Origin of the sequence: Streptomyces sp. SID13726 (assembly GCF_010548375.1) — a bacterium.
Lineage (GTDB): Bacteria > Actinomycetota > Actinomycetes > Streptomycetales > Streptomycetaceae > Streptomyces.
Map to the genome: position 1 here is coordinate 1 of NZ_JAAGLY010000040.1, position 14,335 is coordinate 14,335.

A 14,335-nucleotide genomic window follows, 5' to 3' on the forward strand; every position below is an offset into this window, starting at 1 on the left:
GCCACGGCGTCGCCACCCGCGCCCGCCTCGTCACCGGCACCCGCGCCGGCGTCGCCACCGGCCTGGTCGTCGCCCGCGCCGCCGGCCGCGTCACCGGCGCCCAGCGTGGCGCCGACGGCCTGGAGGGCGGTGGTCACCGGCTGGAAGAAGGTCTCGCCGCCGACGGTGCAGTCGCCGCTGCCGCCGGAGGTCAGACCGATGGCCGAGCCGTCCTGGGTGAACAGCGAGCCGCCGCTGTCGCCGGGCTCGGCGCAGACGTTGGTCTGGATGAGCCCGGTGACGGTGCCCTCGGGGTAGTTCACGGTGGCGTCGAGTCCGAGGACCTGGCCGTCGGCGAGGCCCGTGGTGGAGCCCATCCGGAAGACCTGGGTGCCGACCTCGGCATCCGCGGCCTGGTTGATCGCGACGGTCTGGCCGCCGCCGACGTTGACCTCGCTGGGCGCCTGGGTGGCCGGGTCGTCGTACTTCACCAGCGCGAAGTCGCCGTTGCCGGGGAAGGTGGCCTGGTCGACGGTGGCGATCGGCTGACCGTCCTCCGTGTCCGACCACTGCTCCGCCGCGACGCCGCAGTGACCGGCGGTCAGGAAGGCGGGGCTGCCGTCGCCCGCGGTGACGTTGAAGCCGAGCGAGCAGCGGGCGCCGCCGCCGAAGATCGCGTCGCCGCCGGAGACGAAGGTCTTGAAGGTGCCGGCCGACTTCTTGACGGTCGCCATGTCGGAGCCGAGGCTCTTCACGGTCGACTCGAGGGTGTCCCACTTCGCGCCGGTGACCGTGCTGTCGGCGGTGACGAGGATCTTGTTGGTGCGCGGGTCGACGGCCCAGGAGGTGCCCGGGATGGTCGCCTCGGCCTTGAGGGTCTTGGCGCCCGCCGCCAGTTCGGTGAGGCTGTTGTCGACCCCGCGGACGGCCGCGCCCGCCTTCTTCACCTGCACGATGACGTTGTTGTCATCGCCGGATATGACGTTGTTGACGACGTTCACGACGAGCTGCTGCTTGTCGGAGTCGTAGTAGGACCCGGCGAAGGCGTCGCCCAGCAGCTCCTGGAGTTGCGAGGCGAGATCCGAGGCGTCCGACGCCTTCAGAGTCTTCGGAGCGATGGCCGCCGCGTCGTTGGACGAACCGTCCTGGGACGCGTTGGCGTTGGGCAGCAGAATCGCCGCCGCTCCGAGCGCCACGACGGTGCCTGCCGCGAACGCGGCCTTGCGCTTCGGAATTCGCTTGTGACTCAAACTTCTCGACCTCCTGGGGGACCGGAGTCTGTGAACCGCCGTATGGCAGTCGGTTGTTCGGGGCGCCTGGATGGCCATGGGTACGCACGGTGCACGCGGGGCGTTCAATGCCGTTTCTTTACGCGCCGATTGCGATGCCGATTCGGCCACCCGGTCTCCCGGACGGGCCGCGGGCGGGAAGAATCCCCCATATGACGATGACGCCCGCCGAAGCCGACAAGATCCTCGCCGACAACTTCGCCCCTTGGGTCCTCGACCTCGATCTGTCCGTCGAATCGCTCCACGACGACCATGTGGTCCTGCGTCTGCCCTGGTCACAGCGGTTGGCCCGGGAAGGCGGCGCACTGTCGGGACAGGCCCTGATGGCCGCGGCCGACACCGCGACGGTGCTGGCCGTGTCGGCGGCCCGGGGTGCCTACGGACCGATGACGACGGTGCAGCAGTCCACCACCTTCCAGCGCGCGGTGACCGGTTCCGATGTCCTGATCAAGGCGGTCGTGACGAAACTCGGCCGCCGGATGGCGTTCGCCGACATCACGATGACCGATGCCGGGACGGGTGCCGTGGCGGCCCACGCGAACACGGTCTACGCACTTCTGGGCTGACACGCTCAGCAAGCGGTCGGCAACGGTCGGTTGTGAATACCGGCCCGAATCCTGTCTTCAGCGAATCTGCACATCGAATGCCCAAGCGGGTCACCGGGAGCGGCATTTCTGCACATGCCCGCGCCGGCCCCCATGTCATTGGCGAGGTGTGTCGCATTCGCCTCGGGGACCGCAAGGGGCCGTTCGCGCGGAGGTGGCATCACATGTGAAGAAGTGACCACCACGGCGTGCGCAATCCTGCACGGATGGCAGGTCATGTGACCCAAGTTGCCTGGTGGGACGGGTGGTTGATTGGAAGCCCGGAGCGGCCGCGTGCTTTGATCCATCGCACCGCAGGGCCGTCGGGGACTCCCGGAAACGGGGGGTCCGGCGCCTGCGATCGCGGCCGTCATCTGTCCCCAGAGGGGGCCGCTCCCCCCTTGTGAGATACCCATACGAAGGGAAGTTCCATCATGAACTCCACCCCCCAGGTTGAGACCGTCGAGATCTCGGACGCCGACCTCGACAACGTCTCCGGCGGCCTGCAGCTGAACGCCCTCGGCACCGTCACCAACCTGGTGGACGGCGTTGCCCCGGTTTCCGGCCTGGTCAACACGGTCGTCGGCACGGTCGAGGGTGCGACCGGCCTGAACACCGGCGCGGTCACCGGCCTGGTCGCCGGTCTCTGATCACACTCCTTGTGATCTGATCGCACCACTTGTGATCACCCTGTCCCGGAGCCGTTCCCCGGCTCCGGGGCTTTCGGGTTTCCCAGACATGCCGGCTCACGCGAGCCGGTCCTCTCTCTTTCGCAGGTGAGGGAAAGTTCCGTGCAGTTCCGCCAACAGGCCCTCGCCAAGCTCCAGTCGCCGGAGGAGCTCGACCTTCCGGTGCGCTTCGCCCGTCCACAGGGCTGGCTCGTGATGTCGGTGACGGTGGTCGTGATGGCCGCCGCCTCGGTGTGGGCGGTGACCGGCTCGGTCGCCTCCACGGTGAGCGCGCCCGCCATCCTCACGCACGGGCAGGGCAGTTACATCCTGCAGAGCCCGGTCGCGGGCCAGGTCACCCAGGTGATCGCCGAGGAGGGCCGGCAGCTGCCCGCCGACTCCCCTGTGCTCAAGGTCCGTACGGCCCAGGGCGACACCGTCGTCCGTACGGTCGCCGCGGGCCGTCTCACCGCGCTGGCGGCCACCATCGGGCAGATCATCTCGACCGGCGCGAACGTCGCCGCCGTGGAGAAGGTCGCCCACGCCTCCGACCCGATGTATGCCACCGTGTACGTGCCCGCCGAGAACGCGGCCTCCATTCCCGAGGACGCCGCCGTGGACCTGACCGTCTCCTCGGTGCCGACCCAGGAGTACGGGGTGCTGCGCGGCCATGTGAAGTCGGTGGACCGCTCGGCCCAGTCGGCGCAGCAGATCGCCGCGTTCCTCGGGGACAGCCAGCTCGGCGAGCAGTTCACCAAGGACGGCCGCCCGGTCGCCGTACTCGTGAAACTGGACAAGTCGAAGGACACGAAGAGCGGTTACCGGTGGTCGTCCGCCGACGGACCGCCGTTCGCCCTCACCTCCATGACCGTGGCCTCGGGTTCGATCCGGCTGGCCGATCAGCGTCCCGTCGATTGGCTGCTGCCGTGAGCACCGCACAGGACACCCGGGGCCGGCGCCGCTCCGCCCCGCCCAAGCGCCCGGTCCCGACGGGGAAGGCGAAGACGGTCCGCACACCCACCGTCCTCCAGATGGAGGCCGTGGAGTGCGGCGCCGCCTCCCTCGCGATGGTCCTCGGCCACTACGGCAAGCACGTCCCGCTGGAGGAGCTGCGGATCGCCTGCGGTGTCTCCCGGGACGGCTCGCGCGCGAGCAACCTCCTGAAGGCGGCCCGCAGTTACGGCCTGACGGCCAAGGGCATGCAGATGGACACGGCCGCCCTCGCCGAGGTGAAGACCCCGGCGGTGCTGTTCTGGGAGTTCAACCACTACGTCGTCTACGACGGCATGGGCCGCCGCTTCGGCCGCCGCGGGGTGTACATCAACGACCCCGGCAAGGGCCGCCGTTTCGTTCCCATGGAGGACTTCGACGGCAGCTTCACCGGTGTCGTGCTGGTGATGGAGCCCGGTGAGGGCTTCACCACGGGCGGCCGCAAGCCCGGCGTCCTCGGCGCGATGCCGGCCAGGCTGCGCGGCACCGCGGGCACCATGCCGGCGGCGATCCTGGCGAGCCTGCTGCTGGTGCTGGTCGGCGCGGCCCTGCCCGCGCTGAGCCGCACCTACATCGACATGTTCCTGATCGGCGGCCAGACCTCGCTGCTGGGTGTGCTGTTCGCGTCGATGGGCGCGTGCGTGGCCCTGACCCTCGCGCTGACCTGGCTCCAGCAGGCGAACCTGCTGCACGGCCGCATCATCTCCTCGACCCTCTCCAGCGCCCGCTTCCTGCGCCACCTGCTGCGCCTGCCGGTGACGTTCTTCTCCCAGCGCAGCCCCGCCGACCTGGTGCAGCGCCTCCAGTCCAACGACCAGGTCGCCGAGACCCTGGCCCGCGACCTGGCGGCGGCGGGCGTGGACGCGGTGGTCGTCGTCCTGTACGCGATCCTCCTCTACACCTACGACCCGCAGCTCACGTACGTCGGCATCGGCGTGGCCCTGTTGAACGTGGTCGCCATGCGGGTCGTGATCCGCCTGCGCGCCACCCGCACCGCCAAGCTGCGCGCCGACAGCGCCCGGCTCACCAACACCGCCTACACCGGCCTCCAGCTGATCGAGACGATGAAGGCGACCGGCGGCGAGGACGGATACTTCCGCAAGTGGGCCGGACAGCACGCCACCACCCTGGAGGAGCAGCAGCGGCTCGGGGTGCCGAGCGCCTGGCTGGGCGTGGTCGCGCCGATGCTGGCCACCTTCAACAGCGCGCTCATCCTCTGGATCGGCGGCATGCGCGCCGTGGAGGGCGGTATCTCGGTCGGTCTGCTGGTCGCCTTCCAGGCCCTGGTCACCCGCTTCACCGCGCCGATCACCCGCCTCAACGGGGTCGCGGGCCGCATCCAGGACTTCGCGGCGGACGTGGCCCGTCTGAAGGACGTGGAGAACTTCAAGGCCGATCCGCTCTACGGCCGTCCCGGCGCCGGCGACTCGACGCGCCGCCTGCACGGCCACGTGGAACTCCAGAACATCACCTTCGGCTACAACCCGCTCGACAAGCCGCTGCTCACCGGCTTCGACCTGGTCGTGGGCCCGGGCCAGCAGGTGGCACTGGTCGGCGGCTCCGGCAGCGGCAAGTCGACGGTCTCCCGGCTGATCTCGGGTCTGTACGCCCCCTGGGAGGGCGTGATCCGGATCGACGGACAGCGCCTGGACGACATCCCGCGCGGCGCGCTCGCCTCCTCGGTGTCCTTCGTCGACCAGGACGTCTTCCTCTTCGAGGGCTCGGTCCGCGACAACGTGGCCCTGTGGGACCCGTCGATCACGGACGACGCTGTGGTGGAGGCGCTGCGGGACGCGGCCCTGTACGACGTGGTCGTGCGGCGGCCCGGCGGTGTGCACAGCAAGGTCGAGCAGGACGGCCGCAACTTCTCCGGCGGCCAGCGCCAACGCCTGGAGATCGCCCGGGCGTTGGTGCGCCGGCCCAGCATCCTGGTCCTCGACGAGGTGACCAGCGCGCTGGACGCGGAGACCGAGCAGATCGTCATGGACAACCTGCGTCGGCGCGGCTGTGCCTGTGTGGTGATCGCGCACCGGCTCAGCACCGTGCGCGACAGCGACGAGATCGTCGTACTGGAGCACGGCACGATCGTGGAGCGCGGGCGGCACGAGGAGCTGGTGGCGCGCGGCGGCGCGTACGCGGCGCTGGTCAAGGAACGGTGAGATGACTACCGCACACGAAGGGGACGTGGTCCTCGGCGCCCTCGGCCAGATGGGCACACGGGTCGACTGCGCCGGGTTCAGCCGCATCGACCTCGAAGGTCCGCAGGTGCTGTGGCTGGTGGTGTCCGGCGCGGTGGACCTGTTTGCGGTGGACTCCGAACAGCAGGGCCACTGGCACCACTTGGGCCGTCTGGAGCCGGGTGCGCTGCTGCTCGGCCCGGTGGCCGGTCCCCAGCACACCCTGGTGGCACGGCCCTTGAGGGACTGCGTGGTGCACCGCATCGGCCTGCGCGAGCTGTACGAGCCCGCGCACACCCAGACCTGGTCGTACGACGAGTACGGCAACCCCCAGTACGTGCCGCCGACGACGAGCCCGCTGGAGTACGCCCTCGCGCTCGGCGTGGGCCGCAGCCTCTCCATCCTCTTCCAGGCGCCGATGGCCGACGAGCGGGCCGCCGCCCCGACCGACGACGACGTGTTCTGGATGCAGGTGCCGCCGGGCAGCGTGCAGTACGGCTCGCTGTACGGGCAGGAGGCCGCCGCCGACCTGCTGATGGACCCAGGGGTCTGGCAGTCCATGGTCGACCAGCAGTACCGGCTGCTGACCACCCTCGACCGCTGGATCGAGCAGCTGGAGCGCACGCACGAGACCCGGACGGCCGCCGGTATCAAGGCCGGTGAGGCGGTCCGCGCCCAGGCCGACCGGACGCTGCTGGCGTCGATCGGCAGGTCCAAGCAGCGCACGACGGCCGCCGACGCGGACGCGAGCTACGCGGCCTGCGCGCTGGTCGCCGAGGCGGCCGGGATCACGCTCGCCGAGAACGCGCACAGCGGCACCGAGAGCGACCGTCTCGACCCGGTCGAGCGCATCGCGCTCGCCTCCCGGGTCCGCATCAGGTCCGTGCGTCTGGACGGCCGCTGGTGGCGGGACAACATCGGTCCGCTGGTGGGTCACCGGGCCCTGTCGGGTGCGCCGGTCGCGCTGCTGTGGCGGCGCGGCGGCTATGTGGCGGTGCATCCGGCGACGGGCCGCGAGACGCCGATCGAGACGGACAACGCGGAGGAGTTCGAGCCGCGCGCGGTGATGTTCTACCGCCCGCTGCCCGACCGCACCCTCAGCCCGCTGCGGCTGCTGCGGTTCAGCATGGGCGGCACCCGCGCCGACGTGACCAACCTGCTCCTCAGCGGCCTGGTGACGGTGGCGATCGGCGCGCTGGTCCCGATCGCGACCGGCAAGGTGCTCGGCGAGTTCGTGCCGAAGGCGCAGACCGGTCTGATCGTGCAGGTCTGCCTGGCGGTGATGGTCAGCGGTGTGGTCACGGCCGCCTTCATGCTGCTCCAGAACCTCACCATGCTGCGCCTGGAGGGCCGTATCGAGGCGACTCTCCAACCGGCCGTCTGGGACCGGCTGCTGAGGCTGCCGACGAAGTTCTTCACCGAGCGCTCGACCGGTGAACTGGCCAGCCAGGCCATGGGCATCAGCTCGATCCGCCGGATGATGGCGGGCATCGGCCCGACGGTCGCCCAGTCCGTGACCGTCGGCGCGATGAACCTGGGCCTGCTGTTCTGGTACAGCGTGCCGATGGCGATGGCGGCGATCGGCATGCTGGTCGTGATCGCCGCCGGCTTCCTCGGTCTGGGGCTGTGGCAGGTGCGCTGGCAGCGGCGGCTGGTGGTGCTCGGCAACAAGCTCAACAACCAGGCCTTCCAGACCCTGCGCGGCCTTCCCAAGCTCCGGGTGGCGGCGGCGGAGAACTACGCGTACGCGGCCTGGGCCTCGGAGTTCGCCCGCAGCCGTGAGCTCCAGCAGAAGGTCGGCCGGATCAAGAACCTCACCACGGTGATGGGTTCGGTCTATCTGCCGCTGTGCACCCTGCTGATGTTCATGCTGCTCGCGGGCCCGGCGAGGGGTTCGATGTCGGCGGCCGCCTTCCTCACCTTCAACACGTCGGTGACGATGCTGCTGACGGCGGTCACCCAGCTCACCGGCTCCTTCGTCTCGGCGGTGGCCGCGCTGCCCCTGTTCGAGGAGATCAAGCCGGTCCTGGAGGCGCAGCCCGAGGTCCGCACCGCGAGCACCCGGCCGGGGCCGCTCACCGGCGCGATGGAGGCCCGCAGGCTCTCCTTCCGCTACTCCGACGACGGCCCCCTGATCCTCGACGACGTGTCCTTCGAGATCCGTCCCGGTGAGTTCGTGGCGATCGTCGGCCCGAGCGGCTGCGGCAAGTCGACCCTGCTCAGACTGCTGATCGGCTTCGACCGCCCGGTCTCGGGGAGTGTCCTGTACGACGGCCAGGACCTGGCCGCGCTCGACCAGTCGGCGGTCCGCAGACAGTGCGGTGTGGTCCTCCAGCACGCCCAGCCGTTCACCGGCTCCATCATGGACGTCATCTGCGGCACCGAGCCCTACACGCCGGACGAGGCGATGGCGGCGGCCGCGATGGCGGGGCTCGCGGAGGACATCCAGCGGATGCCGATGGGGCTGCACACCATCGTCTCGGGCAGCGGGGCGATCTCCGGCGGCCAGCGCCAACGGCTCATGATCGCCCAGGCGTTGATCCGGCGCCCTCGGATCCTCTTCTTCGACGAGGCGACCAGCGCCCTGGACAACGACACCCAGCGCACGGTCATCGAGTCCACCAAGGCCCTCAACGCCACCCGGATCGTGATCGCCCACCGGCTCTCCACGGTGCTGGACGCGGACCGGGTGATCGTGATGGAGAACGGCAAGGTCGCCCAGCAGGGGCCGCCCGCCCAGCTCCTCGCGGACACCGGCGGGCGACTGCACGAGCTGGTGCGGCGGCAGATGGCGTAGGGGTTCAGTCCATGCCGGGGACCGGGGCGCCGGAGGGGATGCCGGCGTCGACGTACGCCTCGTAGAGGTCCTTCCACTGCGGGCCTTCCACGCGCTCGCCCCGGGCGTGGGTGTCGAGGGCGGCGAGGCACACCTCCCAGCCCGCGCCGTTGCGGGCCGCGGTGTCGGCGGCGCTCAGGACGTCGGTGAGCGTGAAGCGGGTGCGCTTCTCGCCCAGGGGCTCCAGGTCGAAGTGGAGTTCGTCGCCGCCCCACTCGAAGGAGAGGTGCCGGGGTGCGTGGACGGCGATGACCCGGCCGGTGGACTCCGGCAGGTTGGGGTCGCCGCTGAAGCGGATGGTGCCGCCGGGGCGCAGGTCGATCTCGGCGTGGGACGGGAACCAGTGGGCGAGTTCGCCGGTGTCGGTCACGAACCGCCAGACGCGGTCGACGGGGTGGTCGTAGGTGCGGCTGAAGCGGACGGCGGGTCGGCCGTCGTCCAGGGTCAGATACGTGCCGGTGAGGTCTGCGGCCATGGTGGATCAGTCCTTCGGGGCGGGTTCCTCGGGGGTGTCCGACGCGGTCGCGTCCAGCCGGTCGCCGAGCGCGTCCAGGCTGCGGTTCCAGAGCCTGCGGTACGGGGCCAGCCAGGCGTCCAGTTCGGCGATCGGGGCCGGGTCCAGGGCGTAGACCCGGCGTTGCGCGTCCTGCCGTACCCGGACCAGACCGGCCTCCCGGAGCACCTTCAGATGCTTCGAGGTGCTCGGCTGGCTCAGTCCGGACGCCTCCACGATCTCCCCGACGGGCCGCGGACGCTCCAGGAGCAGCGCGACGATGGCCCGCCGGTGGGGGTCGGCGAGGGCGGTCCAGAGTGCGGGGTCGGACATGGCTCCAATATGCCCCGCTGGTTATATTCCCGTCAAGGAATACTCCCGGGTCGCGACCTCAGCGAATGCGCCCGAGCTGCACCCTCAGCGCCGCCGCGAAGCCCGCCGGATTCCGCAGGAACTCCATGTGGATGCCGGGGAACTCCACCCAGGGCGCCCCGATGCGGCGGGCGATCTCGACCGACGGGCGGGCGTAGTAGGTGTCGCGGTCCTCGGCTCCCGCGCCGAGCACGATCGGGAAGGGGGCGGCCCGCAGCGCGGTCTCGTCGGGCCGGAAGGCGGCGAAGCCCGGCCATTCGGCGCCGAAGAGGTGGTCCTGGTTGCCGAGGAACCGCTTCCAGAGGTCGTCCGGCCAGCGGTACGTCCCCTCACCTCGCACGGTCTCCGCGAACCGGCGCCCCGCCGCTGGGACGCCGCCCTCGGCGTACAGCGCGGCGACCTCCGCGAAGAAGTCGCGGTCGGGGTCGCCGTCCGGGAGGACGTTCACGGCGGGCGGTTCGTGTGCGATCAGCCCCGAGAGCGTCTCGGGGTGGAGCGCGGCCAGCGTGAGGCCGATGATCGCGCCGCCGCTGTTGCCGAAGACCAGGGCCCGGCCGCCGGCCGATTCCGCGATCAGGGCCCGGGCGTCGGCGGCCTGCCGGGCGAGTTCCATCGGCGCGGGCGAGCGTCCGGTACTGCGGGAGTTGCCGCGCCGGTCGTAGGTGATCACGGTGAACTCGTCCGCGAGGTCGTCGGCGACCGCGGAGTAGTACCCGGCGTCTCCCCCGGCGCCACTGATCATCAGCAGTGCCGGACCGCTGCCCCGCACCTCGAAGTACAGCCCGGCCCCCTCGCTCTCCAGAACCCCACTGCGCATGCTCACTCCCCTTCCCCAGCGAAACGTTGCCGTTTCGCTGACAGTGCTCTAATCTCGACGTGTACGAAACCGTTTCGTTTACGACTCGGTGGACCCAGCCGACTTTCCCTGGAGTGGTTTCCCATGTCCGAGAAGACTCTGACCGAGAGCGGTCGGGAGAGCGCCGTCGAAGCGCACCCCGAGGCCTCGGCCAAACGGTGGTGGATTCTTGCCGTCATCGCCCTCGCCCAGCTGATGGTGGTCCTGGACGCCACCATCGTGAACATCGCGCTGCCCTCCGCCCAGGCCGACCTGGGCTTCTCGGACGGCAACCGGCAGTGGATCGTCACGGCGTACGCACTGGCCTTCGCCTCCCTGCTGCTGCTCGGCGGCCGGATAGCCGACCTCTTCGGCCGCAAGACGGCCTTCCTCGTCGGGGTCGTCGGATTCGCCGCCGTCTCCGCGCTCGGCGGTGCCGCCACCAACTTCGAGATGCTGGTCACCGCCCGTGCCCTCCAGGGTGCCTTCGGCGCGCTCCTCGCGCCCGCCGCGCTCTCGCTGCTCAACACGACGTTCACCGACGCCCGCGAGAAGGCCAGGGCGTTCAGCGTCTACGGCGCCATCGCCGGCGCCGGCGGTGCGGTGGGCCTGCTGCTCGGCGGCATCCTGACCGACGCCCTGGACTGGCGCTGGACGCTCTACGTCAACGTCGTCATCGCCGTGGTCGCCTTCGCGGGCGGCTGGGTGCTGCTGCACAACCACCGTGACGCCGCGAACTCCAAGCTGGACGTGCCGGGCACCGTGCTGGTTGCCGCCGGACTCTTCTCCCTGGTGTACGGCTTCTCCAACGCCGAGACGCACGACTGGAACTCCGCGCTGACCTGGGGCTTCCTGATCGCGGGCGGGGTCCTGCTGGCCGCGTTCGCCTGGTGGCAGACCCGCGCCCCGCATCCGCTGCTCCCGCTGCGCATCCTGCTGGACCGCAACCGCGCGGCCTCCTTCGTCGCCGTGCTGATCTCCGCCGCGGGCATGTTCGGCGTGTTCCTCTTCCTCACCTACTACCTCCAGCTGAACCTCGGCTTCAGCCCGACCAAGACCGGTGTGGCGTTCCTGCCGATGGTCGCCGCGCTGATGGTGGCCGCGCAGGTCAGCACCACGACGCTGACGCCCAGGATCGGCCCGAAGACGGTCATCACGCTGGGCTTCGCGGTCGCCGCGGTCGGTATGGGCTGGCTGACCGGGATCGGCGTCGGCTCCTCCTACGTCTCCGCGGTGCTGCCGCAGCTGATCATCATCGGGTTCGGTCTGGGCCTCGTCATGCCCCCGGCCATGCAGCTGGCCACCAACGGGGTCGCCACCGAGGACGCGGGCGTGGCCTCGGCGACGGTCAACGCCATGCAGCAGGTGGGCGGTTCGATCGGTACGGCGCTGCTGAACACGCTGGCCGCGAGCGCCGCCACCGACTACCTGGCCGGCAAGGACGCGACCAGCAAGCTGGTCCAGGCCCGGGCGACGATCGAGAGCTACACCACCGCCTTCTGGTGGTCGGCGGGGTTCTTCGCCGCGGGCGCCGTGATCGCCTTCCTGCTCTTCCGGCGCGGGGTGCCGGAGCAGGACGCGGGCGCCGCACCCGTCGTACACATGTAGTCGCCCCGCAGGGAGCCGCCCGACCGGCCCCGCAAGGAGCCGCTTGACCGGGAAGGGCCGCCGTCAGCAGGGAGACGGCGGCCCTTCCCGGTCACCCTGTTGCGCGCCGACGTTGCGGTGGGCTCACGGTGGGTACCCACAGGGCCATGCGGATAAGCGTGATGGACGTGGGTTCGAACACGGTGCGGCTCGTGGTGGCAGACGCCCAGGACGGCGTGCCGTTGCCGGTGCACACGGCGAAGTGGCGGCTGAGGCTGTCCGACCGGGTACGGCCGGGCGGGCCGGTTCCGGAGGAGGCCGTGGAGCAGTTGGTGGAGGCGGTCGCGGGGGCGAGCAGGACCGCGGCGAGATGGGGCGCGGCGGGGCCGCTGGCCTTCGCGACGGCCGTCGTGCGTGCCGCGCCGAACCGCCAGGAGGTGCTGCGTGCCGTGCGGACCCGCACCGGTGTCGGGCTGTGCACCCTGCCGGGCGAGGTGGAGGCGGAGCTGACGTTTCTCGGGGCACGGCGCTGGATGGGCTGGCGGGCGGGGCCGCTCGCTCTGATGGACATCGGCGGCGGCTCGTTCGAGGTCGCCTTCGGGCGCGGCCGGCTGCCGGACTTCGTCGCCTCGCTGCCGCTGGGCGCGGGGCGGCTGACCCATGAGTTCTTCGAGGGACAGGACCCGCCGAGCCCTGACCTGGTGCGGGCGCTGCGCCGCAAGGTCCGCCACCAACTGCGGGACGTGGCGGCACGGATCCGCTGGGAGGGCCCGCGCACGGCGGTCGCCACCTCGCGGACCTTCCAGCAGCTGGGCCGGCTGTGCGGTGCCCCGGCCGGACGGCACGGCCCCTTCACGGAGCGTCAGCTGCGCCGCGCCGACCTGCGCGAGGCGGCTGCCGCACTGGCCGCGCTGCCGTCCGCACAGCGGGCCGAACTCCCCGGCATCTCCGCGCCGCGCGCCCTGCAGAGCCTGGCGGGCGCGGTGATCGGCCACACGGCGATGAAGCTGACGGGCCTCGAGACCGTCACGATCTGTCCCTGGGCGATCCGCGAGGGCGTCCTGCTGCGGCACATCGAGGACGGCCCGTCCTGGTGGGCGGAGATAGCCCGCCGCAACGAGGAGACCGCTCCCCCGGAGCCGGTGCCGTTGCGCATCGCGGGGGCCAGGCACTGAACGACCCGGCCGGTCTCCACTCGGCCGGTGCTCGGTCCGGGCGGCGCCCCCAGCGGACGTGCCGCCCGAGATCTCGCTGATCACGTGGTGCGCGCTGTCCTCGTTGTTGCCTCTGCCGACAGAAAGTCAACTCGATTGACAGAGATTCACCGGGTCGAGTGAACCAGATCTTGTGGACCTCCCGGGATGGATGTTCCAGGCCGCTTCGGGGTAACTACCGAGACCGAACGCGTCCCTCGCCGAGGTGGAGCGGCCATGACGCCGGAGTCCGACGACCGCCCTCCCGGAACGCCCGCGGCGAACCCGTATGCCCGCACCCTGGTGAACGACGGGTTCACGGTGGTGGAGGCGGCCGGGGAGATCGATCTCGCGACGGCGGGCTTCCTCGGGGAGCATCTGGACGCGGCGACCTCGGCCGCCGGGCCCGAGGTGCTGGTCGACCTGCGCCGGGTGGAGTTCTTCGACTGCTCGGGCCTGCGGGCGCTGTGCCGCGCCGAGTCCCGGGCCAGGGAGCGTGGCGGTCGGCTGCGCGTGGTGGCCGACGGGCCGCGTCTGCACCGGCTGCTGCGCGCCTCGGGGCTGTGGCTCCGCTTCCCGCCCCTCTCGGAGATCCCGGAGTTCCCCCGGGAGCGCTGACCCGAGGGCCGGCGGACGGCCCCACTCCGTCCGCCGGCCCTCGGTACGGGACCACAGGGTTCCGTGAGAGGGGCGGCACTCCCCAACTGCGGGCCCCTCGGGCAGATCACGGGATCCCGTGCGATCCCGGTCCTCAGAACGTGAAGACGCTGGTCCCGTAGGAGCTCTTCACGCATTCGTTGGGGAAGGCCGTCTCGTAGGAGACGCGCTTGCCCCGCCAGACGCCGTCTACCGTGACCAGCACGGGGTCGTACTCCTTGGTGCACAGGGTGTCGGATCTGGTCCCCAGGGCGTCGAAGTCGCCGCCGGCGGCGCGCAGTTCCGCGCAGGCCAGGGCCGCGGCCGGGTGGGTGCCCGAGGCGGTCGGGGCGCAGGTCAGGGTCACGGCCCGTTCGGGGGTGACGGTGGCGGCGCTGTCGCCGTGGCCGAGGGTGAGCACGAGGGCCGAGGGGGCGTAGAGGCCCGAGGGAGCGGCGGCGGCCGGTTCGGCGAGCGCGGCCCCGGTCAGGGGTCCGCAGACGGCGGTGGCCGTGAGGCCGAGGGTCGCTGCCCAGCGCGCGGTGTTCCGCATTGTGTGCATCCTTCCGCTGGATTCGAGGGTGTGCCCTCCGACTCGGTCGGTGCCGGAGCGGCGAGCGCGAGTCTGCCGAGTCCGGGCCCGAACTTCACATCGACCCCATGGATTTCAGTAACCTTGCGTGTTGAATCAGTGGC

At 71.0% G+C, this 14,335-nt stretch carries 13 protein-coding genes; 8 read left to right on the forward strand and 5 right to left on the reverse strand.

The features are described 5' to 3' along the window. A partial coding sequence (locus G3I78_RS44915) for a S1 family peptidase (protein WP_164435950.1) occupies positions 1 to 1,229 on the reverse strand: 1,229 nt, incomplete at its 3' end. Between the two features lie 191 nt (positions 1,230 to 1,420). On the opposite strand from G3I78_RS44915, the gene G3I78_RS44920 reads away from it, so the two are divergent. The 5 genes from G3I78_RS44920 to G3I78_RS44940 all read left to right on the forward strand — a co-directional run bounded on the left by G3I78_RS44920 (position 1,421) and on the right by G3I78_RS44940 (position 8,484). Then, a complete protein-coding gene (locus G3I78_RS44920) occupies positions 1,421 to 1,834 on the forward strand; it encodes a PaaI family thioesterase (RefSeq protein ID WP_164435952.1) in 414 nt (137 codons plus the stop codon). Positions 1,835 to 2,286: 452 nt separating this feature from the next. Then, positions 2,287 to 2,502: a type A2 lantipeptide gene (locus tag G3I78_RS44925; RefSeq protein WP_164435954.1), complete on the forward strand. Its 216-nt coding sequence runs from the start codon at positions 2,287 to 2,289 to the stop codon at positions 2,500 to 2,502. Between the two features lie 141 nt (positions 2,503 to 2,643). Continuing rightward, positions 2,644 to 3,450 carry an HlyD family efflux transporter periplasmic adaptor subunit gene (locus G3I78_RS44930; protein ID WP_164435956.1) on the forward strand — a complete coding sequence of 269 codons (807 nt, stop codon included), beginning with the start codon at positions 2,644 to 2,646 and terminating at the stop codon, positions 3,448 to 3,450. Then, positions 3,447 to 5,669, forward strand: coding sequence for an NHLP family bacteriocin export ABC transporter peptidase/permease/ATPase subunit (locus tag G3I78_RS44935; RefSeq protein WP_164435958.1), 2,223 nt, complete (start codon positions 3,447 to 3,449; stop codon positions 5,667 to 5,669). Before G3I78_RS44930 ends, G3I78_RS44935 begins: the two co-directional genes overlap by 4 nt. A gap of 1 nt (position 5,670) precedes the next feature. Further along, positions 5,671 to 8,484, forward strand: a complete 2,814-nt coding sequence (locus G3I78_RS44940) for an NHLP bacteriocin export ABC transporter permease/ATPase subunit (RefSeq protein WP_164435960.1) — start codon at positions 5,671 to 5,673, stop codon at positions 8,482 to 8,484. Positions 8,485 to 8,488: 4 nt separating this feature from the next. Here the strand turns inward: G3I78_RS44940 and G3I78_RS44945 are convergent, their stop codons facing one another. Genes G3I78_RS44945 through G3I78_RS44955 form a run of 3 tightly spaced genes read right to left on the reverse strand, consistent with a single transcriptional unit; the run spans position 8,489 to position 10,205 of the window. Further along, complete coding sequence (locus G3I78_RS44945; protein WP_164435962.1) at positions 8,489 to 8,998, reverse strand: SRPBCC family protein; 510 nt, start codon at positions 8,996 to 8,998, stop codon at positions 8,489 to 8,491. A 6-nt stretch (positions 8,999 to 9,004) separates the two neighbouring features. Beyond that, positions 9,005 to 9,349, reverse strand: coding sequence for a metalloregulator ArsR/SmtB family transcription factor (locus tag G3I78_RS44950; protein ID WP_164435964.1), 345 nt, complete (start codon positions 9,347 to 9,349; stop codon positions 9,005 to 9,007). A 58-nt stretch (positions 9,350 to 9,407) separates the two neighbouring features. After that, entirely contained in the window at positions 9,408 to 10,205 is a 798-nt protein-coding gene (locus tag G3I78_RS44955) for an alpha/beta hydrolase (protein WP_164435966.1), read from the reverse strand. A gap of 123 nt (positions 10,206 to 10,328) precedes the next feature. On the opposite strand from G3I78_RS44955, the gene G3I78_RS44960 reads away from it, so the two are divergent. From G3I78_RS44960 to G3I78_RS44970, 3 genes are all read left to right on the forward strand, one after another. Continuing rightward, positions 10,329 to 11,831, forward strand: coding sequence for an MFS transporter (locus G3I78_RS44960; RefSeq protein ID WP_164435968.1), 1,503 nt, complete (start codon positions 10,329 to 10,331; stop codon positions 11,829 to 11,831). A 146-nt stretch (positions 11,832 to 11,977) separates the two neighbouring features. Beyond that, positions 11,978 to 12,985, forward strand: a complete 1,008-nt coding sequence (locus G3I78_RS44965; RefSeq protein WP_164435970.1) for a Ppx/GppA family phosphatase — start codon at positions 11,978 to 11,980, stop codon at positions 12,983 to 12,985. Between the two features lie 255 nt (positions 12,986 to 13,240). Next, complete coding sequence (locus G3I78_RS44970) at positions 13,241 to 13,621, forward strand: STAS domain-containing protein (protein ID WP_164435972.1); 381 nt, start codon at positions 13,241 to 13,243, stop codon at positions 13,619 to 13,621. A gap of 133 nt (positions 13,622 to 13,754) precedes the next feature. On the opposite strand, the gene G3I78_RS44975 is transcribed toward G3I78_RS44970, so the two are convergent. Further along, positions 13,755 to 14,192 (reverse strand): protease inhibitor, encoded by a 438-nt coding sequence (locus G3I78_RS44975; RefSeq protein WP_164435974.1) that lies wholly within the window; start codon positions 14,190 to 14,192, stop codon positions 13,755 to 13,757. Positions 14,193 to 14,335: the final 143 nt, after the last annotated feature.

Excerpts from the sequence above, each read along its gene's own strand:
- G3I78_RS44945 (WP_164435962.1), bottom strand. The coding sequence starts at position 8,998 with ATGGCCGCAGACCTCACCGGCACGTATCTGACCCTGGACGACGGCCGA.
- G3I78_RS44965 (WP_164435970.1), top strand. The coding sequence starts at position 11,978 with ATGCGGATAAGCGTGATGGACGTGGGTTCGAACACGGTGCGGCTCGTG.
- G3I78_RS44955 (WP_164435966.1), bottom strand. The coding sequence starts at position 10,205 with ATGCGCAGTGGGGTTCTGGAGAGCGAGGGGGCCGGGCTGTACTTCGAG.
- G3I78_RS44925 (WP_164435954.1), top strand. The coding sequence starts at position 2,287 with ATGAACTCCACCCCCCAGGTTGAGACCGTCGAGATCTCGGACGCCGAC.
- G3I78_RS44950 (WP_164435964.1), bottom strand. The coding sequence starts at position 9,349 with ATGTCCGACCCCGCACTCTGGACCGCCCTCGCCGACCCCCACCGGCGG.
- G3I78_RS44970 (WP_164435972.1), top strand. The coding sequence starts at position 13,241 with ATGACGCCGGAGTCCGACGACCGCCCTCCCGGAACGCCCGCGGCGAAC.
- G3I78_RS44960 (WP_164435968.1), top strand. The coding sequence starts at position 10,329 with ATGTCCGAGAAGACTCTGACCGAGAGCGGTCGGGAGAGCGCCGTCGAA.
- G3I78_RS44940 (WP_164435960.1), top strand. The coding sequence starts at position 5,671 with ATGACTACCGCACACGAAGGGGACGTGGTCCTCGGCGCCCTCGGCCAG.
- G3I78_RS44975 (WP_164435974.1), bottom strand. The coding sequence starts at position 14,192 with ATGCGGAACACCGCGCGCTGGGCAGCGACCCTCGGCCTCACGGCCACC.
- G3I78_RS44920 (WP_164435952.1), top strand. The coding sequence starts at position 1,421 with ATGACGATGACGCCCGCCGAAGCCGACAAGATCCTCGCCGACAACTTC.